At 54.6% G+C, this 26,921-nt stretch carries 26 protein-coding genes and 1 pseudogene; 19 read left to right on the forward strand and 8 right to left on the reverse strand.

The genetic code is table 11. From position 1 onward, the window contains the following. Positions 1-67 precede the first annotated feature (67 nt). Positions 68-400, reverse strand: coding sequence for a type 1 pili tip component (locus WG929_RS13720; protein WP_416206495.1), 333 nt, complete (start codon positions 398-400; stop codon positions 68-70). Positions 401-559: 159 nt separating this feature from the next. Here WG929_RS13720 and ppc point away from each other — a divergent pair, with 159 nt between their 5' ends. The 5 genes from ppc to WG929_RS13745 all read left to right on the forward strand — a co-directional run bounded on the left by ppc (position 560) and on the right by WG929_RS13745 (position 6,672). Continuing rightward, the gene (gene ppc / locus WG929_RS13725; protein WP_416206496.1) at positions 560-3,199 is read left to right on the forward strand and encodes a phosphoenolpyruvate carboxylase; all 2,640 of its coding nucleotides are present in this window, start codon (positions 560-562) and stop codon (positions 3,197-3,199) included. Positions 3,200-3,562: 363 nt separating this feature from the next. Further along, positions 3,563-4,216 (forward strand): adenylate kinase, encoded by a 654-nt coding sequence (adk, locus tag WG929_RS13730; RefSeq protein ID WP_416206497.1) that lies wholly within the window; start codon positions 3,563-3,565, stop codon positions 4,214-4,216. Positions 4,217-4,334: 118 nt separating this feature from the next. Next, the gene (tsaB, locus tag WG929_RS13735) at positions 4,335-5,072 is read left to right on the forward strand and encodes a tRNA (adenosine(37)-N6)-threonylcarbamoyltransferase complex dimerization subunit type 1 TsaB (RefSeq protein ID WP_416206498.1); all 738 of its coding nucleotides are present in this window, start codon (positions 4,335-4,337) and stop codon (positions 5,070-5,072) included. A 10-nt stretch (positions 5,073-5,082) separates the two neighbouring features. After that, complete coding sequence (locus tag WG929_RS13740) at positions 5,083-5,880, forward strand: undecaprenyl-diphosphate phosphatase (RefSeq protein ID WP_416206499.1); 798 nt, start codon at positions 5,083-5,085, stop codon at positions 5,878-5,880. 12 nt (positions 5,881-5,892) lie between these two features. Further along, positions 5,893-6,672, forward strand: a complete 780-nt coding sequence (locus WG929_RS13745; RefSeq protein WP_416206500.1) for a class I SAM-dependent methyltransferase — start codon at positions 5,893-5,895, stop codon at positions 6,670-6,672. A 44-nt stretch (positions 6,673-6,716) separates the two neighbouring features. Here WG929_RS13745 and plsB read toward each other — a convergent pair whose 3' ends face one another. After that, positions 6,717-9,170, reverse strand: coding sequence for a glycerol-3-phosphate 1-O-acyltransferase PlsB (gene plsB, locus WG929_RS13750; protein WP_416206501.1), 2,454 nt, complete (start codon positions 9,168-9,170; stop codon positions 6,717-6,719). A gap of 68 nt (positions 9,171-9,238) precedes the next feature. Then, positions 9,239-9,484, reverse strand: coding sequence for a SlyX family protein (locus WG929_RS13755; RefSeq protein WP_369857450.1), 246 nt, complete (start codon positions 9,482-9,484; stop codon positions 9,239-9,241). A 180-nt stretch (positions 9,485-9,664) separates the two neighbouring features. Between WG929_RS13755 and WG929_RS13760 the strand changes: the two genes are divergently transcribed. Then, positions 9,665-10,057 carry a cold-shock protein gene (locus tag WG929_RS13760; protein ID WP_416206502.1) on the forward strand — a complete coding sequence of 131 codons (393 nt, stop codon included), beginning with the start codon at positions 9,665-9,667 and terminating at the stop codon, positions 10,055-10,057. A 313-nt stretch (positions 10,058-10,370) separates the two neighbouring features. On the opposite strand, the gene WG929_RS13765 is transcribed toward WG929_RS13760, so the two are convergent. Continuing rightward, positions 10,371-11,144, reverse strand: coding sequence for an inositol monophosphatase family protein (locus WG929_RS13765; protein ID WP_416206503.1), 774 nt, complete (start codon positions 11,142-11,144; stop codon positions 10,371-10,373). Positions 11,145-11,376: 232 nt separating this feature from the next. Here WG929_RS13765 and WG929_RS13770 point away from each other — a divergent pair, with 232 nt between their 5' ends. From WG929_RS13770 to WG929_RS13830, 13 genes are all read left to right on the forward strand, one after another. After that, the gene (locus tag WG929_RS13770; RefSeq protein ID WP_416206504.1) at positions 11,377-12,270 is read left to right on the forward strand and encodes an RNA methyltransferase; all 894 of its coding nucleotides are present in this window, start codon (positions 11,377-11,379) and stop codon (positions 12,268-12,270) included. Beyond that, positions 12,263-13,105 (forward strand): serine O-acetyltransferase, encoded by an 843-nt coding sequence (gene cysE, locus WG929_RS13775; protein WP_416206505.1) that lies wholly within the window; start codon positions 12,263-12,265, stop codon positions 13,103-13,105. The genes WG929_RS13770 and cysE overlap by 8 nt, the downstream gene beginning before the upstream one ends. 182 nt (positions 13,106-13,287) lie before the next feature. Beyond that, the gene (gene iscR / locus WG929_RS13780; protein ID WP_369857455.1) at positions 13,288-13,770 is read left to right on the forward strand and encodes a Fe-S cluster assembly transcriptional regulator IscR; all 483 of its coding nucleotides are present in this window, start codon (positions 13,288-13,290) and stop codon (positions 13,768-13,770) included. Positions 13,771-13,986: 216 nt separating this feature from the next. Continuing rightward, positions 13,987-15,159: an aminotransferase class V-fold PLP-dependent enzyme gene (locus tag WG929_RS13785; protein WP_416206506.1), complete on the forward strand. Its 1,173-nt coding sequence runs from the start codon at positions 13,987-13,989 to the stop codon at positions 15,157-15,159. A 113-nt stretch (positions 15,160-15,272) separates the two neighbouring features. Next, the gene (gene ndk, locus WG929_RS13790; protein WP_416206507.1) at positions 15,273-15,698 is read left to right on the forward strand and encodes a nucleoside-diphosphate kinase; all 426 of its coding nucleotides are present in this window, start codon (positions 15,273-15,275) and stop codon (positions 15,696-15,698) included. A 79-nt stretch (positions 15,699-15,777) separates the two neighbouring features. Further along, a complete protein-coding gene (gene rlmN / locus WG929_RS13795; RefSeq protein WP_416206508.1) occupies positions 15,778-16,896 on the forward strand; it encodes a dual-specificity RNA methyltransferase RlmN in 1,119 nt (372 codons plus the stop codon). Positions 16,897-16,907: 11 nt separating this feature from the next. After that, a complete protein-coding gene (locus WG929_RS13800) occupies positions 16,908-17,708 on the forward strand; it encodes a tetratricopeptide repeat protein (RefSeq protein ID WP_416206509.1) in 801 nt (266 codons plus the stop codon). A 29-nt stretch (positions 17,709-17,737) separates the two neighbouring features. Beyond that, positions 17,738-18,847, forward strand: a complete 1,110-nt coding sequence (gene ispG, locus WG929_RS13805) for a flavodoxin-dependent (E)-4-hydroxy-3-methylbut-2-enyl-diphosphate synthase (RefSeq protein WP_416206510.1) — start codon at positions 17,738-17,740, stop codon at positions 18,845-18,847. Positions 18,848-18,904: 57 nt separating this feature from the next. Continuing rightward, on the forward strand, positions 18,905-20,185 hold the full coding sequence (gene hisS / locus WG929_RS13810; protein WP_416206511.1) for a histidine--tRNA ligase: 1,281 nt from the start codon (positions 18,905-18,907) through the stop codon (positions 20,183-20,185). Between the two features lie 92 nt (positions 20,186-20,277). Beyond that, positions 20,278-20,937, forward strand: a complete 660-nt coding sequence (locus tag WG929_RS13815) for a YfgM family protein (RefSeq protein WP_416206512.1) — start codon at positions 20,278-20,280, stop codon at positions 20,935-20,937. Continuing rightward, entirely contained in the window at positions 20,937-22,148 is a 1,212-nt protein-coding gene (gene bamB / locus WG929_RS13820; protein ID WP_416206513.1) for an outer membrane protein assembly factor BamB, read from the forward strand. The genes WG929_RS13815 and bamB overlap by 1 nt, the downstream gene beginning before the upstream one ends. 76 nt (positions 22,149-22,224) lie before the next feature. Then, on the forward strand, positions 22,225-23,736 hold the full coding sequence (gene der / locus WG929_RS13825) for a ribosome biogenesis GTPase Der (RefSeq protein ID WP_369857464.1): 1,512 nt from the start codon (positions 22,225-22,227) through the stop codon (positions 23,734-23,736). A 111-nt stretch (positions 23,737-23,847) separates the two neighbouring features. Beyond that, positions 23,848-24,483 carry a class I SAM-dependent methyltransferase gene (locus WG929_RS13830; RefSeq protein WP_416206514.1) on the forward strand — a complete coding sequence of 212 codons (636 nt, stop codon included), beginning with the start codon at positions 23,848-23,850 and terminating at the stop codon, positions 24,481-24,483. A 34-nt stretch (positions 24,484-24,517) separates the two neighbouring features. Here the strand turns inward: WG929_RS13830 and WG929_RS13835 are convergent, their stop codons facing one another. The 4 genes and pseudogenes from WG929_RS13835 to WG929_RS13855 form a co-directional block, all read right to left on the reverse strand. Further along, on the reverse strand, positions 24,518-25,027 hold the full coding sequence (locus WG929_RS13835) for a glycine cleavage system transcriptional repressor (protein ID WP_369857466.1): 510 nt from the start codon (positions 25,025-25,027) through the stop codon (positions 24,518-24,520). A gap of 475 nt (positions 25,028-25,502) precedes the next feature. Continuing rightward, positions 25,503-25,616, reverse strand: a pseudogene (locus tag WG929_RS13840) (ATP-binding protein); the annotation flags it as partial. Positions 25,617-26,380: 764 nt separating this feature from the next. Beyond that, a complete protein-coding gene (locus tag WG929_RS13850; protein WP_435873320.1) occupies positions 26,381-26,659 on the reverse strand; it encodes a tyrosine-type recombinase/integrase in 279 nt (92 codons plus the stop codon). 32 nt (positions 26,660-26,691) lie between these two features. Next, entirely contained in the window at positions 26,692-26,823 is a 132-nt protein-coding gene (locus WG929_RS13855) for a phage integrase N-terminal SAM-like domain-containing protein (protein WP_416206516.1), read from the reverse strand. Positions 26,824-26,921 lie beyond the last annotated feature (98 nt).

The raw sequence follows: 26,921 nt of genomic DNA on the forward strand, positions 1-26,921 counted from the left end.
GGTGATCACAGATCGCCAGGGACAGGAACAGTGCCCGTGAGACCGTTAAGCGCTCTCTGGCGGCCTGTTAATGCTTGTCGGCCGTCACCTGTTCCAAGTGTTTGCGGGTCAACTCCAGAAATTCCGGGGTTGGACCTATATCCTCGTACACCGGAAACCCTTCTTCGTCGCGCGCGATCACCGTATCCCCTGCAACATAGGGGAAACCACTGGCGAGGTCGTTTAACGCCGCATGCACCAGATCGCGCAACAGTCGTTCCTGCGACAGACCAGGGAACATTTCCAGTAAGGCCTCTACACGAGCCGCATCCTTGACGTTGAGTGAAATCGGATAGCTGCGGTCACAAACCGGATCGCCATATTCCTGTTCCCAATGGGCCATCAGAGCAGACGCTTTCATATTAATCTCCTTTCACAATGTCCTTTTATTTTGGTATGAATTGCAGTGAAGGTTCAGAAAACTTACGGAAACAACGGGACAACCTGGGCAAAAAAAGACAACTGCCAGCTCTGTCACGTAACTATTTGACGTAAACCGATCATTCAGGAGGGCGAATCGATGAGCGAGCTGGATCCACTATTACGCGACAAGGTGAAAATGCTGGGCAAGATGCTGGGCAACACCATCCAGGCCAGTCAGGGCCGTGAGGTACTGGACTCAATCGAGTCCATTCGCAAACAGGCCAAACGTGCTCGCGGCGGCGACTCGGATGAGCGGGAGCAGCTGCTGACAACGCTGAAAAACCTGCCAGAAGAAACCTTGCTGCCTGTCGTACGCGGCTTTAACCAGTTTCTCAATCTGGCCAATATTGCTGATCAGCAACACGGCAGCAGCTGGCGCCGTGCCGAAGCACTGCAATCGGGTCTGGATACCATGTTTCCGGATTTACTGGAACGGCTTGATACCGCAGGTGTGGCGGTTGACGGTTTGAGTGAGCGCATCGCCAGCCTTAATATTGAACTGGTATTGACGGCCCATCCTACCGAAATTACGCGCCGAACCCTGATTCAGAAATACGACGCTATCACTCGCTTGTTGCAGCAACGGGATGATCTGCATGATGAGCACCCCCTGCTGGGTGAACTGGATCAACGCCTGGCGCGGCTGATTGAAGAAATCTGGCACACCAACGAAATTCGCAAAACCCGGCCGACGGCAGTAGATGAAGCCCGCTGGGGGTTTGCGGTGGTGGAAAATTCGCTTTGGGCGGCGGTGCCGCAAATGATGCGGGATCTGGATCAGCAATTACTGGCGCGTGGTGGTTCCGTATTGCCTCTGGATGCCGCACCGGTACGGTTTGCTTCCTGGATGGGCGGTGACCGTGACGGCAATCCGAATGTCACGGCGCAGGTGACGCGAGAAGTGCTTTACCTGGCTCGCTGGATGGCAGCCGACCTGTATCTGCGTGACATTGATACGCTGGGTAATCAGTTGTCGATGGCGGCGGCTTCAGCAGAACTCCGGCGGGCCTACCCTAATGACCCGGACGAACCCTATCGGGCCTGCCTGCATGCGTTAAGGTCACGGTTGGTGGATACCAAGCAGTGGGCCAATGGTTGCATCAAACAGCAAGAGACCAGCGGTAATCCTCTGACTCGGGATGATGAGCTGCTGGAGCCGTTAACCCTGTGTTATCGCAGTTTACTGGAGCAAGGCATGGAGACCATTGCCGATGGCCAGTTACTCGATACCATTCGCCGGGTGGCCTGTTTTGGTGTATCGCTGGTGCGCCTGGATGTCCGCCAGGAATCCTCGCGCCATGCTGGTGTGATGCAGGAAATCTGTTTGTACTATGGTTGGGGTGATTACCTCAGTTGGACGGAAGACGAAAAGCAGACGTTTTTGCTCCGTGAGTTGGCGTCCCGGCGACCTCTGGTACCCAAGCACTGGCAGCCGTCGGCGGAAGTTCGTGAGGTTCTGGAGACGGTTGCGGTACTGGCGACGGAAGCCGGAGACGGGGTGTCTTGTTACATTATCTCCATGGCCAGCGAACCCTCGGATATTCTCGCCGTTGCCTTGTTGCTGCAGGATGCCGGTGTGCGTGAGCATTTCCCGGTGGTGCCACTGTTCGAAACATTGGGCGATCTGCAACAGGCGTCATTGCGGATGAGTAAGCTGTGGGCTGTCGACTGGTATCGGAGTTACTGCGAGCAGCGGCAGCAGGTCATGATTGGTTATTCTGACTCCTCCAAGGATGCCGGCCAGTTAGCCGCTGTCTGGGCGCAATATCAGGCCCAGGAAGCGTTGACCCGGACGGCCAGTGACGCCGGTATTTCCCTAACCCTGTTCCATGGCCGTGGCGGTACCGTCGGCCGTGGCGGTGGCCCGGCCCATCGGGCGATTCTGGCTCAGCCGCCGGGTTCCGTGGCCGGTGGTTTGCGGGTGACAGAGCAAGGGGAAATGATCCGCTTCAAATTTGGCCAGCCAGATGTGGCCCGCCGTAATCTGAAAATCTATGTGTCTGCGGTACTGGAAGCCAATTTACTGCCACCTGAGCCAGCCCGCATCGAGTGGCGTGAGCAAATGACTCGTCTGGCGGAACGGGGGGTTGCATCCTACCGTGCCATGGTCAGAGATACTCCTGAGTTCGTGCGCTATTTTCGCAGCGCGACGCCGGAACCGGAGCTGGGCAAACTGGCGCTGGGCAGTCGACCGGCAAGGCGCAAGGCGGGTGGTGGTATCGAAACTCTGAGGGCGATTCCCTGGATTTTTGCCTGGACCCAGATGCGGCTGATGTTGCCCGCCTGGCTTGGCTCGGACGAAGCGCTGGATGACTGCCAACAACAGGGCGATTTGCCGGTTTTGCAGCAGATGTATCAGGACTGGCCGTTTTTCCGTACTTATATCGACATGCTGGAAATGGTGGTATCCAAAGCCGATGCTGCGATTGCTCAGTATTATGAAGCTCGTCTGGTCGAACCAGAGCTGCAGTTATTGGGTAGCCAGTTGCGCCAACGTCTTGATAAGGTTAAGACTTTGGTGCTGGCGATTAATCGCCAACAGGCCTTGCTTGACAGTCATCCAATCTTGCGGGATTCCATGGCTGTACGTGATCCGTACACCGATCCGTTGCACTATTTGCAAGCGGAGTTGTTGTATCGTGAACGGCAACATCCGGAAATTGTCAGCCAGCTGGTTGAACAAGCCTTGATGGTCACAATGGCCGGGATTGCAGCAGGCATGAGGAATACCGGTTAACCGGGTTCTCTTGCCGTTGGTCGCTGTTGTCTTCCGGGTAAGCAATTACCGGTGTCAAACCAGTACTACACAGATGCTTTGTGAAACGGGTAATATCTTGTTTTGACTCAGCACTGATTTGACCAGGTTAGTGGGTTTTGTACGACCTGGGGATAATGCCTCAGGTCGTAGTACGCCGCGTTAAAATGATAACAATCAAAGCGGTATACCAAAGTCGTGCGTTACTCTGGCGGGAATTTGGTCACAATAAGTTGAGATCAGACCTGTGCCAGAGTAAGGTTACAGCTATTTTTTGGCTGGTTAAAAAATAATCATAATTTTGACCAGATGGATCCAAACCAATCTAACAACGAGGGGAAGCGCATGCGCGTAATTCTTTTGGGCGCACCTGGTGCAGGCAAAGGCACTCAGGCTCAGTTCATTTGTGAAAAATTTGAAATTCCACAAATATCGACCGGCGACATGCTGCGTGCAGCAGTCAAAGCCGGTTCCGAGCTTGGTCTCAAGGTCAAGGAAATCATGGAAACGGGTGGTCTGGTATCGGATGAAATTATCATCGACCTGGTCAAGGAACGCATTGTCCAGGACGACTGTGTTAACGGTTTCCTGTTTGATGGGTTTCCTCGTACGATTCCGCAGGCAGAAGCCATGCTGGAAGCCGGTGTGACGATCGATCATGTGGTTGAAATTGATGTGGACGATGAAGAAATCGTCAAACGTCTGAGTGGTCGTCGTGTACACCCTGGCTCAGGCCGTGTTTACCACGTGGTCTTTAATGCTCCTAAAGTGGCTGGCAAAGACGACGAGACAGGCGAAGATCTGGTGCAGCGTGATGATGACCAGGAAGCGACCATCCGCAAGCGCCTGTCGATCTACCACGAACAGACCGAACCACTGGTTGCTTTTTACAAGCAGCTGGAAGCCAAACAAGATGCCAATTCACCGAAATACAGTCATATTCCCGGTGTTGGCTCGCTGCAAGACATTACCAATACCGTGATGGCAGCGCTGGGTTAATCCCCAGATCGCTGGAAAGAAGCTCCTTCGGGAGCTTTTTTTAGGTCTGCTGATTCTGTCAGCGAGTCGGGTTTGCTCTGCTATACTGCGCGTTTTTTAACAGAGGGCAGGGTTTGGAATGGCCAATTTGCTGATTGTTGATGCCTCTTCGGCGTTGTGTTCTGTCAGTCTGATCTCGGCCGCCGGTGTCCAGGATCTTACCGAAAGACAACCCCGCCGCCATGCCCAGCGGCTGTTGCCGATGATCGACGAGGTGCTGCAGGTGGCCGGGGTGGACAAAACAGCTCTGGATGGTCTGGCTTTTGCCCGTGGCCCCGGCTCATTCACCGGTATCCGTATCGCCGTGAGTGTTATTCAGGGTATTGCGTTGGGGTTGAACCTGCCGGTCTATGGCTTTTCGACCTTGCAGTTGCTGGCACAACAGGCACTGGCCGAAACGACGGTGGGTCAGGTCGTGACTGTGCTGGATGCGTATATGGGCGAGGTCTTCTGGGCTGTCTACGAACGGAATGACGAGCAGGACGGACTGCTTTGTCGGCTGGTTGGCGCTGAGCAGGTCAGTGACCCACAGCGTTGTGTAGATGGTCTGCAGTACATGCTGCAGGCGCATCAAATCGATCCTTATAACTGCGTGTTGGCCGGTAATGGTGTGGCGCTGCTGACACCGACAGATCGGTTACCTGCACTGTCTGTCGTTGACGGTATTGAACCCTTGAGTCACTACGCGGTCGATCAGGTCGCCAATGCCTGGCAGCGGGGGGAATTTGCTGGCTTCGAGGATTTCCCCCCCGTATATTTGCGCGATTCTGTCGCCTGGAAAAAACTGGACGAGCAACCAAGCCTGCTCAAACGCTGAGGAACCAATCGTGGGAATTTTTGAAACAGTCGTCTTGGCGATTCTGCAAGGGATTACCGAGTTTTTACCGATCTCCAGCTCCGCTCACCTGATTTTGCCCTCACAGGTGTTCGGCTGGCCAGATCAGGGGTTGGCTTTTGATGTCGCAGTGCATTTTGGCACCTTGCTTGCGGTTGTCTGGTATTTCCGTAATGAGCTGCAACGCATGATCGTGGGTTGGGTGACGACCGGATTTACCAGCGCGCCTAATGAAGATGGGCGTTTGTCCTGGCTGGTGGCCATTGCTACGGTGCCTGCTGTGATCGTGGGGTTACTGGGTCAGGATTATATCGAAGCCAATTTGCGTTCGACCCTGGTGATTGCGATCACGACGATTGTTTTCGGTATCGTGCTGGGTGTGTCTGATCGCTGCAAGCCGCATCGTGGCAGCCTGACCGAAATGACGGTGGCACTGGCGCTGGCGATTGGTATGGCTCAGGCGTTGGCGTTGATACCAGGGACATCCCGCTCAGGCATTACCATGACGGCGGCGCTATTTCTGGGCTTTCATCGTCTGGATGCGGCGCGTTTTTCCTTTCTGTTATCGGTTCCTCTGATTCTGGCCGCCGCTGGCCTCAAGGTCGTGGAATTGCTGCAGGTGGCAGAGGGTGTTGACTGGTTCCATTTGTTGTTGGGGATGGCGGTGTCTGGCATCAGTGCCTGGGCCGGAATTCACTACTTCCTGCAGTTGGTCGATAAGCTGGGCATGTTGCCGTTTGTGATCTATCGCTTGCTGCTGGGTGTGCTGCTGTTGCTGTTTTTTGTCTGATGTTGATCGGCTATGTCTGAGTTGATTTGTCTGGCCCCGCAGCGCGCGGCTGAAGCCGCTGTGTGGGCCTGCCGGTATGGCTTGACCCCCGCACCAGTGGAACAACTGCTGAATCCCGGTTTTCACCTTTGTCTTGATGACAGTGGTTTGTCGTTGCGTGAAGGGGCCGCTGGCAAGGCGGTTGTACGGGTTGACTTTACCGGCGGTACTGCAGCTCATCGGCGCCGTTTTGGCGGTGGCATGGGACAGGATATTGCCAGGGCTGTTGGCGTCTCGGGTGCTTATCAACCCAGTGTGATTGATGCGACAGCAGGATTGGGTCGAGACAGCTTTGTGCTGGCAACTCTTGGCTGTCAGGTGGTTGCCCATGAGCGTCAGCCGGTTGTGGCGGCGCTGTTGGATGATGGCCTGATACGTGGGCGGCAAGACATCGAGGCCGGAGAGATTGTTGCCCGTATTCGATTGTCGTTTGGCTCCAGTCATGAGCTGCTGGTTGCTGAAACAGAGGCATCGCGTCAGCCGGATGTGGTTTATCTTGATCCGATGTTTGGTGAGGATGCCAAAGGTTCGGCCCAGGTTAAAAAGGATATGCAGGCGTTTCGTTCACTGGTGGGTGCTGACGCCGACGCTGACGCGCTGCTGGATGCGGCGCTGCAAACCGCTCGCTGCCGGGTAGTGGTGAAGCGGGGGCGCAAGGCCAAGCCTCTGGCCAATCGGCCCCCTTCTTATGCCCTGACGGGCAAGTCCAATCGTTTCGATGTCTATGTGCTGGCCAAGGTGGCACCACTCTGACAGTGGCTGCAGCCCTGTCGTGTTCAGGGTTGCAGGGTCAGGACTCAGATACAACGCAAAATACTGTGCCGCACACTGCCGTCCAGTGCTTGCTCCAGCTGTTCGGTCAGTGCGACCAGGGCATCATCAAACGCCAGGACGTTATGCGCTTGCTGACTCAATATACCCTGATCTAACAGCTGTGAGACCAGCGTGCGAAACAGGGTGGCGTCAAAAAATTCCGGTGCATTCAAGCCATGCAGCAAGCTGACCCGCTGTGCAATCAGTGAGCACTGTTGCTCCAGCTGCTCTGCTGTCAAGGTGCCGGAACGTCGTTGTCGGAGCAGCGCCAGCGCCAGATAGTCGCGTTCCAGTGTCGGCATCATCAGCTTGGCCAGTGCCGTGAGTTCGGTATAGCTGGCCTCTCTGTCATCCACGGCGCAGTAGTGATTGTCGCTGCATTCCAGATAATTGGCGTCGCAAAGGGTTGCCAGCCAGCCGTCAATAACGGTGTCCAGTTGGGTTGTTGACCAGGGCAAAAATAGCTCTGCCTGCAGGTAGGGGTAGAGGGTCTGGATAAGTGATCGTAATTGCTCTGGTGGCAGTGGTTGGCGGTGCATCAGCAAGCAGCTCAGCACCGAGGGGATCGCCAGCAGATGCAGGACGTTGTTGCGGTAGTAGGTCAATGCGATCGCCTGGCGATCATCAGCGTATATCAGGTCACCCATGCTGTGGCTCTGGCGCTGAATACTGCCGAGGGTTTCGGCATGCTGAAGCCACTCGGCGGCATTACCCTGGGTGACTTGCGTGCGGCTACTCAAGGGCTGCTGGACAATTAATGCTGCCCAGTTTTCCAGCCGCTGAATCAGTGCTGCTTCTTCCATGGCCTCTCGTGGGCTTGTCAGTAATGCCATGGCGACCAGGTTGATCGGATTGACCGAGGTTGCCTGATTGATGCCAGTGACGATACGGCGGGCCAGCTTGTCGACCACCGGGCGTGCCCAGTCGGGGCGATAGTGGTTGGCCTGATAATCCTGTTCACGCCAGTCCGGCTGTTGTTGATTGAGAAATTCGGTCAGATAAATCGGTTCGCCAAAGTTGACCTGTACCTTGCCAAAGTTGCGCCGGAACGACTTCAGTGTGGTAATCACGCCGAGCAGGCTTTCCTTGCGCTTTTTCTTACCCTTCAGTTCCTGCTGATAACTGCCCGCTTCAAAGACTTTTTCGTAACCCAGGTAAACCGGCATAAACAGGATGGGCTTGCGGGCATCGCGCAGATAGCTGCGTAATGTCATGGCCAGCATCCCGGCTTTGGGTTGCAGTGTCCTGCCGGTGCGGCTGCGGCCACCTTCAACAAAATATTCAGCGGCATAGCCACGAGTAAAAATACTGTGTAAATACTCGTCAAAAACGGCGGCATACAGCGGGTTGTCGCGAAACGATCGGCGCATAAAAAATGCGCCGCTGCGACGTAATATTGATCCGGCAACTGGCAGGTTAAGATTAATGCCGGCGGCAATTTGCGGGATTTGCAGACCATTGTGATAAAGCACATAAGACAGCAGCAAATAATCAATATGACTGCGGTGACAAGGGACATAAATAATCTCGTTGTCTCTGGCGGCCGTTTTCAAAGGATCAATATGGCTGACCTGAACCCCATCGTAGAGGGTATTCCACACCCAGCTCAGTAATACATCCATAAATCGCACGGTGGTATAGGAAATATTGGAGGCAATTTCGTCGGCATATTTCAGTGCTTTCTGACGCGCCTGGGGCAGCGTCAGGCTGCGCTCCTGCATGGCCTGTTCAATCGCCGCCTGTACCAGCGGGCGGTTAGGGATCTGGCTGATCAGGGTGCGCCGATGGGACAGGTCTGGCCCGATGACGGTCGCGGAGACCAGTCGAAAGTGGATACGCAGCAGCAAGGCTGTTTTACGCGCCAGTCGTGTGGGTGTGCGAGTATCTTGTGCCAGTCGTTGCATCGACACCGGGCGGCTGATGTGCACAAAGGTATTGCGGCCATTAAACAGGATGGCCATCAGGGTGAAAATACGTCCGCCAAGGGTGCCACTGTTTTGCAGCCAGATGCGCAGAAAAGAACCTTCTTTTTCTGGCCCCCGTCCCCAGAATACCCGTACCGGTATCACTTCAAGATCGCGATCGGGGTGAGCCAGCTGCCACTCGGCCAGTGTCTTCAGCGCTTTGCAGATCACCGGCTTGCCTGCTTTGCGGAAGGGGCTGCCAGAGCGGCGATAGACGTGAAAAAAAGGCTGCAGTCCTGCCTGGTTGAGTGGGCTGTTATCATCCAACGGACCGGTCCAGTCGAGTGTTTGTACCTCACGGTCAATTACCAGGGTTTCTGCCAATGAGGGGTAGAGCAAGGCATAAACCCGCAGAGTTCCACCGGTCGCTGACTGCTGCTGGGCCGGGCCTATCAGGCGGGTTTTAAGCAGGCTGTATAGCAGTGCCTGGAGCCAGCCGAGTAGTCGTAGCTGCCAGCGGGAAAGCCGGTTCATCCGTAATATCCTTGTTTGCTGTCATCGGAGCGATGCGGGGTTGATCATATACTGCCAGCCCGATGAGGTTAATAATGGGGGGGTGGTGCATCATCCTGGGCGGATTTTATATCGCCTGTGTTGGCGGCCAATTGTTCCAGACGGCGGTTCATGAGCTGCATGGCCTGATGGGCCAGAGTGAAGTCTGCAGACAAGCGGGTTATCTGATCATTCAGTGTTTCGACCGTTTCGTCCATATAGCTCAGCCGGGTTTCCAGTTCGGTGATACGATCCAGTGCGTGGATCAGTTCAGGGGCGTTTGGGGTGTTACTCATTCGGGTTTGCTCACTGTGTTGAGGGGCAATTGCTATCATATTGATTTTTTAAGAGATTTAGGATTTCATGCAGGGAGGCTGATTGCCGCTATGATCCAGAATATAAAACAGTTTTAAACGTTAATTACAGGTATCGCAATGGTTCGTAAATTAAGTCTCGCTTTGCTGACAGCTGTTATTGTGTCAGTTGCTTTTTGGTTGTCGTTTCAGGGGTTGATGGGTGATGTACAGTTGCCGCTGGCGCTACCGCTGATTGTCTTTGTTGCCGGTTTTGTCGCGGGTTTGCTGGTTGTCTCTCTGGCTGGTGCTGAGCAGCCTCCTCGTGGTCGCAGTACGGGCACTATTGTTGAGGAAGACGTTGAGGATGGTCGTGAGCGTGGTGTCGTGAAATGGTTTAATGTCAAAAAAGGTTTTGGCTTTATTACCTGGGATAGTGGCGAAGATGTCTTTGTGCATTTTCGTTCAATCCGTGGTCAGGGGCATCGCTCTCTGGCTGAAGGGCAAAGGGTCAAGTTTACTGTGGTACGGGGCGACAAGGGCCCGCAAGCAGAAGACGTGTCAGCGGTGCAATAAGCCGTCCTGATGCAGCATAAAAAAAAGCGGCGTTTGCCGCTTTTTTTTATGGCGATTCTGTCCCGGTTATTATGCCGAGGACGGATCCTCAGAGAGATGCAGGCTGGGCTGGTCGCATAATTGTGCTTCCCCCAGCCATGCCAGCAACAAGGTCAAATAGTGCAACATGCTTTCCGCCTCCAGACCTGCTTGGGTGAGTACACTTCAAGCATAGACCAGATAGGGAAGTCCGGTGTGCGCCCACTGTCTCGAAAGCACTTTTCGTAACCTGCGGCCTTTTCCGCAGCAGGACAGCCCGGAGTCCGACAGCCTGCTAGTCTTTTAATAACAGGCTTTTTAACAGTCGCGGGTTACTCACAATCAGGTTGGCTCCCTGACGTATGCGCGGTTCGCCGTTCATGTCAGACATCAGGCAGCCCGCTTCGGAAGCGATCAGCCCTCCGGCGAGGAGACTGAATTCATCTACGTTACTCAGTACTACGGCCTGGAAGCGGTCAGCAGCGACATAGGCAATAGACAGGGCGTTGGAACCGATGTTGCGCAACTCGTAGGTTTTGCTCATCAGCTTCATAATCCGCTCTCGCTGGGCGTAGGCTTCTTCACCTACCCCCACCGGCTGGGTATAACCCACGATGGCGTCAGTCAGGCTGTTGATGTTGCCGCAACGGATACGGCGGCCGTTTAACTGGGCTCCGCGTCCACGAGAAGCCGTAAACTCATCGCCGTTGATTGGATTGGTAATCACCGCGTGTTCCGTCTTGCCATTGATCTGGCAGCCAACAATGATGGCAAACGCAGGAATACCGACCCGGAAGTTGGCAATATCGTCAATGACGCAGATATGCCATACCGGTTGTTTTTCGGAACCAGAGTTCAGACCGGTTTCACGGCCGTTAAAGCTGTGCTCCGGGTAGGATTTTTTCAGTTCAAAGATGATGCTTTTTTCCAGACCAATAGTGCAGTCTGCAATAAACTTCGCTTTTTCCTGATCCGTACTTTGGTACGAATCGAAGCGGTCCAGTCGGCGGACCAGATCCTGACCCGCATTGCGCGCAGCGCGCAACGCCAAGTTCACCATGGGCTGCATTGCGATAACTATCTCTTAAAGAACGAGGGAACCGGCGATTATATCAGCACTGCTATGGTTGGCGAAGCACGTTTTCGCTACACTTCGCGGTTTTTAGCCGTTCCTGCGCCATTTGTTGGCTTGAAGGGGATGCAGGCAGCGAGTCATGTCTCAATGGCCACAGCTCCAGACGGCGTCACAGATGAACGTAATAAATAGATGAACGTAATAAATAAAGGTAAAGGTGGGTGAAGTGATTTCAGACGCAGGCGACCATTATCCTCTGCTCGATGCCATTGACATCGTGATGGTGAATACCACGCACTCCGGCAATATCGGCGCAGCAGCCAGAGCGATGAAAAATATGGGGCTTGGCCAGCTGATATTGGTTGACCCGATTGCCACCGTTAATGACGAAGCGCTGGCCCGGTCGTCGCGAGCCGATGACATTTTACAGCGGGTGCGCATTGTACCGACGCTGGAAGAAGCGGTTGCCAACGCCAGTCTGGTGGTGGGCACCAGTGCTCGCAGTCGACATATCCCCTGGCCGTTAATGACGCCGCGCCAGGCTGCCAGCAGTGTGTGCAACGTCGCCGCTACAGGTGCTCGTGCTGCCCTGGTATTTGGGCGCGAGTCTCGAGGGCTGACCAATGAAGAGCTTCATCTTTGTCATGCACACGTCCATATACCAACGGTTGAATCGTTTTCTTCGCTGAATGTCGCTCAGGCGATTCAGGTGTTGTGTTACGAAATGCGTCTGGCTGCGATGGATGCTGCGGTCGCGGGTGTCGGGACTGAGGCTGTTATGGGCCAGCGCTGGGGCGTGGAATGGGATCATCCACCGGCAACCCATCAGGAACTGAACGGTATGATTCTGCATCTGGAACAAACGCTGGTTGATATTGGCTTCCTCGACCCCAATACACCCAAGCAACTGATGACCCGACTGCGTCGCCTGTATCAGCGGGCGGAGCCAGACAAGATGGAAATCAATATGGTGCGTGGCATGCTGGCTGCGGTTCAACAGCTGGTTGTGCGTAGCCGGGGTCAGCAACCACAGCAACCGTCACTACAGCAGCCGTCACAGCAACCGGATGATCAGTCGCTGATGGGGGATGCATTTCAAGGGAACCGCTCTGATGTTTAAGCAACTCCGTGAAGACGTCGCCTGTGTGTTCGAACGCGATCCTGCGGCTCGAAACACGTTTGAAGTACTGACGACCTATCCGGGCGTACACGCCATTTTGCATTATCGGCTGGCCAACGGTCTCTGGCGGCGCGGGTTCAAATGGCTGGCGCGTTTGCTGTCGACCTTCAGCCGCTGGCTGACCGGCATTGAAATTCACCCCGGTGCGACGATTGGACGACGTTTTTTTATCGACCATGGCATGGGCGTGGTGATTGGTGAAACCGCCGAGATCGGTGACGACTGCACGCTGTATCACGGTGTAACGCTGGGGGGCACCAGCTGGAACAAGGGCAAGCGCCACCCGACCTTGCAGGATGGCGTTGTGGTCGGTGCTGGTGCCAAGGTGTTGGGGCCAATCGTGGTGGGCAAGAATGCTCGTATTGGTTCCAATGCGGTGGTCACCAAGGCTGTTCCCGAAGGCGCGACGGTGGTGGGTATTCCAGGTCGGATTGTACGGGTCGCAGGCAAGAAAAAGCCGTTGCCGGAAGGCACAGTCCGGATGGCCGAGAAACTGGGGTTTGATGCCTACGGTATCGCGGATGGCACACCGGATCCGATTGCCCGCTCGATTCACAATATGATGGATCATATGGATGCGGTGGACAGCAAAATTGATCGTATGTGCAAGGCGCTGCATCAGGTCGGTATTCACAGTTGTGATGATGCGTTGCCACAACTGGAGCGGGAGCACTTTGTCAGCCTCGGTGATCTGGATGACCAGCAGCGCAGTGCCGGCGCTGACTCTGCAGACGATGACATGTCAGAGACCTCGAACCACAATGGCCCTGCTTAATGGCCCTGCTTGAGGGTGAGCAAAATAGTGCAAGCAAGATAGTGGACAACAGGATGTTGGTACAACCGAGAGACTTGAAGCGGGCCAAATTGACGGACTTTATGCCGATATAGTTGACTGCAATAGTTGACGGTATTAGTCGGATATAAACATAATGCCGATCCGATCGGAGGAAGTGTTATATGCGACTGACAACCAAGGGCCGCTATGCGGTGACTGCCATGCTGGATCTGGCCATTCACGCTGAGAATGGCCCTGTCAGCCTGAATGATATATCGGGTCGGCAGGGCATCTCGCTGTCGTACCTGGAGCAATTGTTTGCACGTTTGCGGCGTTGTGAACTGGTATCGAGTGTGCGCGGCCCAGGCGGTGGTTATCGCCTCAGTCGTGAGCTGGGTGCCATCAATGTTGCGGAAATCGTCGACGCTGTTAATGAGTCTATGGATGCCACCCGTTGCAACAAGCGCGGCGATTGTCAGGAAGGACACGAGTGCCTGACCCATCATCTGTGGCTTGACCTGAGTGACCAGATTCACGACTTTCTGTCAGCGATCAGTCTGCAAGAGCTGATTGTCAGGCAAGAGATCCAGAATACGGCACACCGTCAGGATATGCAGTCGGGTAATCGTATCAAGGCCTTCTTGTCTGACGCCATGAATGGCTGAGCAGCTTTGATATATGCTGCTGCGCGGTGGTCAGCGTTCTGCTCTTGGCCGCCATGCCCGGCACTGATAACAGCTGACACAACACCGATACTGCAGAGCGATTCTGCCCGGATTGGCGGTTGCCAATATTTATTGACGGTACTGGTTGTCGATGTCTTGACCCGCGTGGCGGAGTCGCCACAATACTACCTCCGCCTGACGTGATTTGGATTTGCAATGAAAACCCTTTACCTCGATTACGCTGCCACCACACCGGTTGATCCGGTGGTTGCCGAAGCCATGGCCGCTTGCCTGACCATGGATGGCAATTTCGCCAATCCGGCATCGCGTTCCCATCGTTTTGGCTGGCAGGCTGAGCAGGCGGTTGAAAAAGCCCGTCGTCAGGTAGCCGACCTGCTGGGTGCCGATCCGCGTGAAATTGTCTGGACCTCGGGAGCGACAGAAAGCAACAACCTGGCGCTCAAGGGTGTGGTTGAATATTACCGTCGCCATCATCCTGGCAAGTCCTGTCATATCATCAGTTCGTCCATCGAGCACAAGGCAATACTCGACACCCTGAACTGGCTGAAACAGCAGGGCGTAGACATTACCTTGTTGGCACCGGATGCGGATGGCCTGATTCATCCCCGCCAGGTCAGCGATGCGCTGAGAGACGATACCGTGCTGGTATCGCTGATGGCGGTGAATAACGAAATTGGTACCTTGACCGATATCGCGGCGGTGGCGGCGCAGCTCAGTGATCATCCGGCGCTGTTGCATGTCGATGCAGCCCAGGCGGTCGGCAAACTACCAGTCAATGTGAACCACTGGCGAGTCGATCTGCTGTCGGTATCGGCGCACAAGTTCTATGGCCCCAAGGGCATGGGGGTGTTGTACGTGCGGCGTCAGCCACAAGCCCATGTCGATGCCCAGATTCATGGTGGTGGCCATGAGCGCGGCATGCGTTCGGGCACGCTGCCAACGCACCAGATTGTCGGTATCGGCACCGCCGCGCAGCAGGTGGCCGAGCAGTTGACGGAAGAAGTAGCACGGATTCGTGCGCTGCGTGACCGTCTGGAACAGGCGTTACTGGCGCTGGGGGATGTGTATCTTAATGGCCATCCGCAGCAGCGTGTTGCCGGACACCTGAACCTGTCGTTTGACGGAGTTGATGGCGAAATCCTGCTGGCCTCCCTGGCTCAGGTTGCGGTGTCGTCCGGGTCGGCCTGTACGTCTGCCAGTGTGGAGCCTTCCTATGTGCTCAAGGCGCTTGGTCGCAGCAACGGATTGGCGCATGCCGGGTTGCGTTTCAGTATCGGCCGTTACACCACGGCGGCGGATATTGACTTCGCCATTGAGCAGGTTAGCCGGGTTGTGACGTTGTTACGCCAACAAACCCGCCGGGTCTGACGTTGAGTGTGATGTCAGAGAGATGTCACACGCGTACACCTTTCATCAAAACGTGCGTATAATCCGCCGGATTTTTAAACCCCTGAATACCTTATTACTATTGGAGCAAACACATGGCTGTTGAACGCACGCTGTCTATCGTTAAACCAGACGCAGTTGCCAAAAATGCAATCGGTGACATCATGGCCCGTTTTGAAAAGGCTGGTCTGAGCATCGTTGCGGCCAAAATGGTTCGCCTGGACGACGACAAAGCTGGCGGTTTCTATGCTGAGCACAAGGAACGTCCTTTCTACAAGCATCTGGTTGCTTTTATGACGTCCGGCCCGGTTGTTGTACAGGTGCTGGAAGGCGAAAATGCTATCCTGCTGAACCGCGAACTGATGGGTGCTACCAACCCGAAAGAAGCCGCTGCCGGTACAATCCGCGCTGACTTCGCTGAAAGCATTGACGCCAACGCTGTACATGGTTCTGACTCTGCCGAATCTGCGGCTCGTGAAATCGCGTATTTCTTCTCTGCCGACGAAATCTGCGCCCGTTGATTTTGTCTGAACGGGAGCGGTTTGCTCCCGTTCGTTCTGTATTTTCCTGCTCGGAAGCGCTACGCCAGGTAACAGCTTGATGACCGATACCACTCAAAAGATCAATCTGCTGGGCTTGTCTCCAGCGAAAATGGAAGCCTTTTTCATCGCTATCGGTGAAAAGAAATTCCGTGCCCAGCAGATGCTGAAGTGGATCCATCAGTATGGCGAAGCCGATTTTGAAAAAATGACCAATATGGGCAAGCCCCTGCGCGCCAAACTGGCTGAGATCGCAGAAATACGCCTGCCTGAAGTGGTCTACGAAGATATTTCTACCGATGGCACCCGCAAATGGGTGATGCGGATGCCTGGCGGCAGCTCGATTGAAACCGTCTACATACCCGAAAAAGAACGCGGCACCCTGTGTGTCAGCTCACAGATTGGTTGCTCGCTCGATTGCAGCTTTTGCTCCACCGGCAAACAGGGTTTTAACCGCGATCTGAGTGTGGCCGAAATTATCGGCCAGGTGTACGTTGCTGCGATGAGCTTTCATGGACCAGGTGAACGGCGTGAACGTCGTATTACCAACGTGGTCATGATGGGCATGGGCGAACCGCTGTTGAATTTCGACAACGTGGTTGACGCCATGCACCTGATGATGGAAGACAACGCCTACGGCTTGTCCAAACGTCGGGTAACCCTGAGTACGTCGGGTGTGGTGCCGATGATGGATAAATTGGGTGAAGTGACCGATGTCTCCCTGGCTGTGTCTCTGCATGCCCCGAATGACGAGCTGCGTAACCAACTGGTGCCAATCAATCGCAAATACCCGATTGCCGAGTTGATTGCCGCGACCAATCGTTATTTGGCCAGACTGCCTGATCGTCGCAAAGCCACCATTGAATACACCATGATGGAAGGAGTGAACGATAGCCTGGAAAATGCCATCGAGCTGGCTGAACTGCTGAAACAGGTGCCCTGCAAGATCAATCTGATCCCATTTAATCCGTTCCCGAATTCAGGTTACAAACGTCCGAGTAATAATCGTGTCTACCGTTTCCGCGATCATCTGGTCAGTCAGAATCATATTGTAACGATACGCTCGACACGCGGTGATGATATTGATGCCGCTTGCGGCCAGCTGGTAGGCAAGGTCGAGGATCGTACGCGCCGCAGCGAGCGCTATATCAATGCGGTGCAACTGGATTCCAACCAATAAGGCCCTCAGGTATGAGACAACTCAGCAACACCTTGCAGCAACTGCTCATGATTACCCTGACGCTGGTTTTGACGGCCTGTGTCACTACCACCGAAAGCCGTTTGCAAAAAAACAAGAACCCGGACAAGGCGTTGGAAAACTATACCCAGCTCGGTTTTGGCTATTTGAAACAGAATCGCCCGGATCTGGCCCGTCAGCGGCTGCAAAAGGCGCTGTCGATTGATGCTGACCATGCACCGGCCAACGACGCGATGGGGCTGGTCTGGCAAATGGAAGGAGAATACGACCTAGCGGAAGAGTTTATGCGCAAGGCGATCTCCAACGACAGTTCTTACGCCGCCGCAAAACATCACCTGGGGCGGTTGTATGCCCAGATGCAGCGATACGATAAGGCCGAAAAATGGCTTGAGACTGCAGCCGGTGATCGTTATTACGACGGTCGTGCCAACGCCTACAACGATCTGGCAATGAACTATTACCGCCAGAATGAGCCAGTAAAAGCGATTGATAGTTATCTCGAAGCCCTGCGTTTGTCGCCGTACAATGTTGACGCTTTGGTGAACGCATCGACCTTGCTGTTCGAGGCCCAGCGTTACGGCGAATCACGCAAGTATTTTGACCGGCTGGATCGACTGGTGGCCAAGGGTAACACCCGTCACACGTCTCACAGCCTGTGGCTGGGTATCAAACTGGCGACCATTTACCAGGATACCGACAAAGTGATTGGGTTAGCGACGCAATTGAAAAAACAATTCCCCGACTCCAACGAGTATCGCCTGTACCAGGAATCCCTGGGCAGCGCCAAAGATTGATCACAGGCACAAGCGAGCGAGACAGACTGATGCATTTTGAAAATCCGATCAAACGTCGCAAAAGCCGCAAGATCATGGTGGGCGACGTCGCTGTTGGCGGTGATGCACCGATTTCGATTCAGACCATGACCAACACCGAAACTACCGATGTAGCCGCTACCGTCGCGCAAATTCAACGGGCTCAGGACGCCGGAGCCGATATCGTACGAGTCTCGGTGCCGTCCATGGACGCCGCAGAAGCCTTTGGTCAGATTCGCAAGCAGGTCACTATTCCGCTGGTAGCCGATATTCATTTCGATTACCGCATAGCCCTGCGGGTTGCCGAACTGGGTGTCGATTGCCTGCGTATCAATCCCGGTAATATTGGCCGTGAAGATCGGGTACGGGCAGTGGTGGATGCCGCACGTGACAACAATATCCCGATCCGCATTGGCGTTAATGCCGGTTCGCTGGAAAAAGACCTGCAAAAGAAATACGGTGAGCCAACCCCCGCAGCGCTGGTGGAATCCGCCATGCGCCATATCGACATTCTCGATCGCCTCGACTTTCAGGAATACAAACTGAGCCTGAAAGCATCGGATATTTTTATGACGGTGGCCGCTTATCGTCAGATTGCCAGCCAGATCGAACAACCGTTACACCTGGGCATCACCGAAGCCGGTGGCTTGCGCGGTGGCACGGTAAAATCCTCTATTGGTCTTGGTCTGCTGTTATGGGATGGCATTGGCGACACCATTCGAGTGTCATTAGCGGCCGACCCGATTGAAGAGGTCAAGGTCGGCTGGGATATGCTGAAGTCGCTGAAAGTGCGCTCCCGTGGCATTAACTTTATTGCCTGCCCAAGCTGCTCACGGCAGAATTTTGACGTCATCAAAACCATGAACGACCTGGAAAGCCGGGTCGAAGACATCCGTACCAATATGGACGTGGCGGTGATTGGCTGCGTGGTGAATGGGCCAGGAGAAGCCAAAGAAGTCGACCTGGGGCTGGCCGGTGGTCAGCCTAACCTGGTGTACATCGACGGCAAACCGGCGGGCAAACTGAATAACGATACCCTGGTAGATGATCTCGAACGTCTGATTCGTGAACGTGCCGACCAGCTCGACAAAGAACGTGAACATCTGATTGTCTCCAGCTGAGACCGCAAAACAAAGCAGCACTTGAGACTGCAGAACTACAGGAATAACCCAGAGATTATGGCCAAGAAAATACAAGCCATCCGCGGCATGAACGACATTCTACCTGCTCAAAGCCCGGTGTGGCAGTACCTGGAAGGTACGGTCAAGAATCTGCTGGCTGGACATGGCTATGACGAAATCCGTATGCCGATTGTCGAGCAGACCAATCTGTTCAAACGCTCCATTGGCGAAGTGACGGACATCGTCGAAAAAGAAATGTACACCTTTGAAGACCGCAACGGTGACAGCCTGACGCTGCGCCCGGAAGGCACCGCCAGCTGCGTCCGTGCGTGTGAAGAACACGGCTTGCTCTACAACCAGACCCAACGGCTGTGGTACACCGGCCCGATGTTCCGCCACGAACGGCCACAAAAAGGCCGTTACCGCCAGTTCTACCAGGTGGGAGTGGAAACCTTTGGCATCAGCACGCCCGATATCGACGCCGAACTGATTCTGATGACCGCCCGTTTGTGGCAGCAACTCGGCCTCACCGATGCGGTCACACTGCAACTGAACACCCTGGGCAGCAACGCCGCACGGGCTGAATACCGCGCCGCACTGGTGGAATACCTCAGTCAGTTCAAAGACCAGCTGGATGAAGACAGCCAGCGTCGTCTGGAAAGCAACCCGCTGCGGGTACTGGATTCGAAAGACCCTGACACCCAGGCGCTGCTGGCTGATGCGCCGCAGCTGCATGACCATCTGGATGACGACAGTCGGGAGCACTTTGCCAAACTGCGCGCTATTCTCGATGCTGCCGGTATTCGCTACGAAATCAACCAGCGTCTGGTGCGTGGACTCGATTACTACAACAAGACCGTGTTTGAATGGGTCACCGAGCAGCTTGGCTCCCAGGGTACGGTCTGTGCCGGTGGTCGTTACGATGGTCTGGTGGAACAGCTGGGTGGCAAACCGACGCCAGCAGTGGGTTTTGCGATGGGGGTTGAACGCCTGATCCTGTTGCTGGAAACCCTGGACGTGATTCCACCTGCGGTTACCCAAACCGTTGATCTGTACCTGTGTGCCATGGGTGAGGGTGCCGATCTGACGGCTTTGCTGTTGGCTGATAACCTGCGGGAAGAGCACAGCTGGCTGCGGATACAAACCCACTGCGGTGGTGGCAGCTTCAAGAGCCAGATGAAAAAAGCCGACAAGAGTGGCGCTCGCTTTGCCTTGTTACTCGGTGAAAGCGAACTGGCCGAGCAGCAGATCACTATCAAAGATTTGCGCAACGATGCCGAACAGCAAACCGTTGCGCAGGCCGGTTTGTCAGACTGGCTGGCTGAAGCAATGCTGTAACCTCTCTAACACTCGCTCAGTCATACACATATTGAATACATTTCGAATAAAAATCGAATGAACATAACGAATACGAATAAGGTAGCCAGGACATGACGGAACTGCGTACGGATGAAGAACAGGCAGAAATGCTCAAGCGCTGGTGGAATGAGCACGGCAAAAGCACACTCGTTTCCATCATAGTGGTAGCCAGTGGCTGGATGGGCTGGAACTTCTACCAGGATCAGCAACAGGCAACCGGTGAAACCGCGTCAGCACTGTATACAACCATGACAGAAAAAGCCGCCGCCGCGATAACCACCCATGATGAAGCCGCCCAGCAAGAAGCCGTGGTACTGGCCGAAAAACTGAAAAACGACTTCAGTGGCAGCAGTTACAGCCAGTTCGCCAGCCTGTTTCTGGCGCGTTTTGCTGCCGATAATGGTGATATGAACAGTGCTGCAGACGAGCTGCGTGTCTTGGTCGACAGTGCAGAAGCACCGGTGAAATATCTGGCTACGGCCCGTCTGGCAGACGTACTGGTTGAACTGAATGACCCGGATGCCGCACTGGCGCTGGTGAGTGAGGTACCAGACCCGGCCTATGCGCCACAGTACCTCGAAGCCCGTGGGGATGCGCTGTTCCGTAAGGGCGACAAAGCCGCTGCCCGTACCGCTTATCTCGAAGCTCTGGACGCGGCCTCTGAACTGGGGGTCGATACCCAGTTGTTGCAGCGCAAAGCCGATTTTCTGATCGCGGCTGAGGACGCCTGATGCCTGCACGCCTGATATTGGCACGTGTTAGTGCCTTGCTGGCTGCCTTGCTGATTGGCGCCTGTTCCTCCCAACCGCAACCGCCAGCCGAGAATATCTCCTCTCTGGGTCGTAGCGGTCTGGATATTGTCTGGCGCAACAGTATTGGTGACGGCCCTGGCAGCCAGTACAGCCGCTTGCAGCCTGTCGCCAATGGTAATGTACTCTACGTCGCGGATACCTCCGGGTCGGTATGGTCGCTGGATCTGGACAGCGGTCGCGAACGCTGGCATCAGACACTGGATATGCCAGTGTCAGCAGGCCTGACGTTGGCCGGAGACAATCTGTTGCTGGTGACCGATGACGGTGTATTACACAGCATTTCGGCACAGCAGGGAGAGCCAGTCTGGCAAGCCCAATTGTCCAGTGAGGCTGTTGCCGCCGCCGGGGTGGACGACAGCAACGTCTACGTTCACACCATTGACGGCCGGGTGTCTGCCTTTGACTTGCTCAGCGGTGAACAACGCTGGTCGTACGAAACCGCCATGCCGATTCTGTCGGTACGTGGTACTGCCGCGCCGGTTGTATCCGGTGAACTGGTGATACTGGGTCTGGCGAATGGCAAGGTGATTGCGCTCGACAAACGTTTGGGGATTCCGCGCTGGGATGTGCGTCTGGCCACACCCGAAGGCCGCTCCGAGCTGGAACGACTGGTGGATGCTGATGGCACCGTCGTGGTGGACAACAAGCTGATCTACGCCGCCAGCTATCATGGTAAAGTGGCCGCGATCACCATCACCGGTGAAACCCGCTGGGAAGAAGACGGCTCCAGCTACACCAGCCCGGCGTTATCGCTGGGCAACGTATACCTGACCCTGGACGACAGCAGAATCCAGGCCTTTGATGTATATGGCGGTGATCCGGTCTGGACCCAGAGCGGTTTGCAGGGGCGTCAACTGGGGGCTGTTGAAGCCTACCGGAACAACCTGGTAGTGACCGACAGCGAAGGATTTCTTTATCTCCTGAGCCAAGTGGATGGCACCTTGCTGGCGCGTTTATCCCTCGTTCCCAATGCCTTGCACGTCAGCTATCCTAACCAGTCAGAAGCCACACGCTGGCGTCAGCTGCACGGTCGTGACTTTGGCGTTCGTAGTCCGGTATTGATCACTGAAAAGGGCATTGTGGTCTACACCAATGCCGGTGACGTGATGCTGGTGACGGTAGCAGAATAGTCAGTCTGTCGTTACTGGCCATCACGGTCGTTTTTCCGGGGAGCTTATTGGCTCCCCTTTTTATCTGAGGTATTTCATGGTTCCAGTCATCGCTTTGGTGGGTCGTCCCAATGTTGGCAAGTCCACCCTGTTTAATCGTCTTACCAAGTCCCGCGATGCACTGGTAGCGGAAATTGCCGGGCTGACCCGCGATCGCAAATATGGTGAAGGCAAGGTCGGTGAGCGCCCGTTTATCGTGATTGATACCGGCGGTATCAGCGGCGAGGAAGTGGGTATCGACGAAGCCATGGCAGTTCAAAGCTTTCAGGCGATACAGGAAGCCGACATCGTCTTTTTTATGGTCGATGCCAGCGCCGGTATTCTCGAGGGCGATCGGATGATTGCCAATTACCTGCGTAAAAGCGGCAAGTCGGCGTATCTGGTGGCGAATAAAATCGACGGCAAAAACCCCGATGTGGTACTGATTGAAATGTACGAACTGGGAATGGGCGAACCTCTGGGGATCGCGGCGGCGCACAATCGCGGTGTCTCTACCCTGATTGATCACGTTATGGACGAGCTGCATGGCGTCAGCCACGATGAACCTGTCGCCCGATCCGAGGATGAGTGGAACTACGTCTGGGAGGAAGACGAAGAAGGACACGTCACCGAAGTCGTCCACGAAGAGCTCGATGTCAAAGGCATCAAAATAGCCATCGTCGGGCGTCCCAATGTCGGCAAGTCTACTCTGGTGAACCGCTTTCTGGGGGAAGACCGGGTCGTGGTGTATGACGAAGCCGGTACCACCCGCGACAGTATTTATATTCCCTACGAGCGACACGGCCAGGATTACACCCTGATTGATACCGCCGGGATACGCCGCCGCAAAAATATCAGCGAAGCAGCCGAAAAGTTCTCCATCATCAAGACGCTGCAAGCGATTCAGGACTGCCACGTCTGTATTCTGGTGCTGGATGCCCGTACCGGCATTGTTGAACAAGACCTGCACATGCTCAGCTTTGTACTCAACGCTGGTCGGGCACTGGTGATTGCCATCAACAAATGGGACGGCATGGATGCGGACGAAAAGAAGCGGGTCAAAGACGAGCTCGACCGCCGTTTCGACTTCCTCACCTTTGCCGATATGCACTTTATCTCCGCGCTGCATGGCACAGGCGTTGGTCACTTGTACGAGTCGGTGGACCAGGCCTATGAATCGGCCATGGGTAAATGGCAAACCAACATGCTGACCCGGATTCTGGAAGATGCCGTAGCAACTCACCAACCGCCGATGGTACGCAGCCGCCGACCCAAATTGCGTTATGCTCACCAGGGTGGCTCGAATCCGCCAGTACTGGTGATTCACGGTAACCTGGTGAACGACTTGCCAGACGACTACAAACGTTATCTGGCCAATACTTTCCGTCGCGTGCTGGATATCAAGGGCACGCCGATCCGGGTGGAATTCCGACAGGGAGAAAACCCGTTCTCAGACAAACAGAAAGACATTCGCCATCGCACCAAACGACGGGCAGAGTCGGTTGTCAAAACCGCTAACATCCGTCAGATCAAACTCGATAAACACCGCAAGGCCCGCAACAAACCCTGAGCGCTTGTTGATCTGCTGTCTGAAATCTTGCCCCTCACCGGCGTTGTGATAGGGTGAGCGCAAACCATCGTTACGATTGTCGTAGCGGTGGCGTTTCTTTTTGAGGTTGTCATGCCATCCCCCACTGCCAGTGTTGATTTTTACCATCGCCATGCCAAGCGATTGGCTGATTGTTACGACGGACTTTCTGTTGAACAGGTGCATGGAAGCTGGCTGCCACTGGTTCCGGTTCAACCGGGGGCCAGAGCACTGGATGTGGGGGCCGGTTGTGGTCGTGATGCCTGCTGGCTGGCTCAGCAAGGCTGGCAGGTAACCGCAGTAGAACCTGCTGCCGGCATGCGTGATATTGGCCAGCAGCGTTCACAAGCACTCGAACTTGGGCAAGACAAACTGGCATGGATAGACGATGCCTTGCCGCCGTTGGCTAAAGTGCCGAATGCAGATTATCACCTGATCCTGCTGTCGGCGGTGTGGATGCACCTGTCGATTGCCCATCGTCCGCTGGCGTTGCGGCGGCTGGTGCAATTACTGGCCGAAACCGGTGTCATCGTGATTACTCTACGAAGCGGCTCCGGTGACCCGGAACGACCCATGTATCCGGTCAGTGCGGTCGAAGTCCGGGCCATCGCCAAGCCACTCAAACTCTCGGTAGAAGAACTCACCCCACGTGCCGGGAGAGGGGATCTGCTTGAACGCCCCAATGTCACCTGGCAGACTGTAATGTTACGACGCGACCGGGATAATTGAGCGTCCATTGACAACAAACGTAATGCCCGTCTGATCAGGCGGGCGTTACCTCGACCATCAACTCATCACTAAGCTGCTCCAGCGCCTCGGTAAGATCCTCATGATCCAGCGTATCGGGCACCTGCAGTTCCGCTCTGGCCTTGAACAGCGCCAACGCCGACATTTCAGCCTGAACACACTCGGTGTTCAGCTCCAGTACATTCACACCCAATGACGCCAATACACGAGACACCTCACGGACAATACCCGGACGGTCGTTACCCACCAGACTCAAATTCAGTTGATGGGTATCGCCATGATCCAGCAAACCCCGTTCTGCTCTAATCTCGATACCACTGGCCGACAGCGCCGCCAACTCCGTTTGCAACCCGGCGTCATCGGATTCATCCAGCGTTACCAGCACAATACCGGCGAATTTACCCGCCAGACTGGCAAGATGGCTCTCCGTCCAATTGCCATTGTGGCGGCTGATAACAGCAGACATTGTTTCCACGATGCCAGGCTTGTCGTCGGCAATTACAGTCAGAACCAGAGATAACGTCATAACAAAAATACCTGAAAATAGAAGAGTGGAGCGCTTGTTGAAGAAGAGACACTTATTGTTAGAGGTCAAGGCTTTTGCGCTGAAGAGCAGAGATTAACAAGGCCGCTGGCGGTTGTCTTGAGTGAAATGCCGGAGGCGTCCATTCAATGTCGCTCGGTATCAATTGGATAAGAATCAATTTCTTTACAGTCGTCAGTGCTTCACAAAACGGGTGTCAGGTCTTTCGGATTGCGGCCAGATACGAAGATGAAGCATGACTGGTTGCCTGCTGGCACAGGCTCAGATGAAGCAATTGTGACGGTTAGCATCAAGTACTACAACCAACCTGGACGGCCACATTCATCGAACGGTGATCAGAAACCCGTAGAGTACGACAAATTAGCAAAATAATGTGTCCGATTTTGTTGACCAGAATGTCAATGGCCATCTATTTTGATCCACCTTTGGCCAATAAAATTGATCCACTTTCTGAGCATCAACTGCCCAGTTTCTGCTTCAGCCGGTAGCTCTCACCGCCCATCATAAACACCTGCGAGTGGTGGATAATCCGGTCGATGATCGGTGCCGCCACATCGTCCTCATGGAAGAACTCCCCCCAGCTGTTTCAGCTCGCCTTTCTTTTCCGCCAGCTCCACAGGGTCAGGGCGTTGCGGAACAGCACCCGGTAACCGGCTTCCACCGCTTTGTGGCCTGCCGACGCCGGGTGGCCCAATCAGGATCAGGTTGTGGCGCTCGTCAAGGAAGCGGAAGTCCAGCAGGGCGTTCACCTGGCGTTTGCTGATGGTGGTTTGATGGGGTGGTTTGATGGGGTGGTTTGATGGTGGTAGTCAAAGCCTTTCAGGTGTTTCTCCGATGGGAACCCAGCCTGTTTCAGGTTGCGTTATACCCGGTTGCTATTACGCGGTTCCAGTTCATGACTGGCCAGATATAGGGCATTCAGACGCAGGGTTCGATAGCGCTTCAGGGTCTGTTCAAGCTGGCTTATAGCGCGCCTCCTGTCCACCGGAGTGGCCAGCGGCGGCGTACCGGCTCAGATCCAGTGGTACATCTGAAAAGGCTACAGGTTCACTGTTCGACGAAGCCACCGCTACCTTCGAAGACGATGCCGGTGCCTACGACCAGAAAGACGCCGCAGGCTTTATCAAGCTCAACGCCCTGCATCTGCGTACCGATAAACCGCCATTTTTATACTGGAAACCCAGAAGCGCAAGAAAATCCTTAACGGTAACGTCATCAAAATCTTTGGTGAGCAATACAAGATTGTGCTGGCAGGGGAAGAGTAATTCGCTGCACGAATACCTGCCTGGCCAAAGGTGTGGGATGCGGTCAAAGTGCGAGTTGAACACAGAGGCTTCAACACGGTTGATTAGAAACAATCGCTGGTGTTGTTGACAAACCCGAAAGCCTGTCCAACGGGCTTTCTGTGCCCGCAAAATGTTGCCCGATAACGTGGGTATAAATTTGCGTGGTCGCCATGTCACTGTGGCCCAATAACTCCTGTACGGTACGAATATCCCGGCCAGAACGTAATAGCTCAGTCGCAAAGCGATGCCTGAATGTATGGCAGCTTACTTTTTTTGCAATACCACTGTTTGCTACGGCGATTTTCAGTGCTTTGCGCCGAACAAAAATACCAGAGCATTTGAGGCAACTCGCTGGCTATTCTATGACTCATGCTGGTCAGATGCCAGGTGATCCAGAAAACCCATGACCTCAGCCGACCCCATTGCATTCGGGTGTTGGCGTTGATGAAAGCGAATGTAGGCCTTGATCCGTAAACGCTCAAACAACCCCATCTAAAATCACTACTCAATTCATTCTAAGCTGTCTTCAAATTCTTCAACGAGACAGCTCATGACTAAATCCGAACAATGGCAGCAGCACATCAACCTTT

This window comes from Oceanobacter antarcticus, from assembly GCF_044962685.1.
GTDB classification, from domain to species: Bacteria; Pseudomonadota; Gammaproteobacteria; order Pseudomonadales; family Oceanobacteraceae; genus Oceanobacter; species Oceanobacter antarcticus.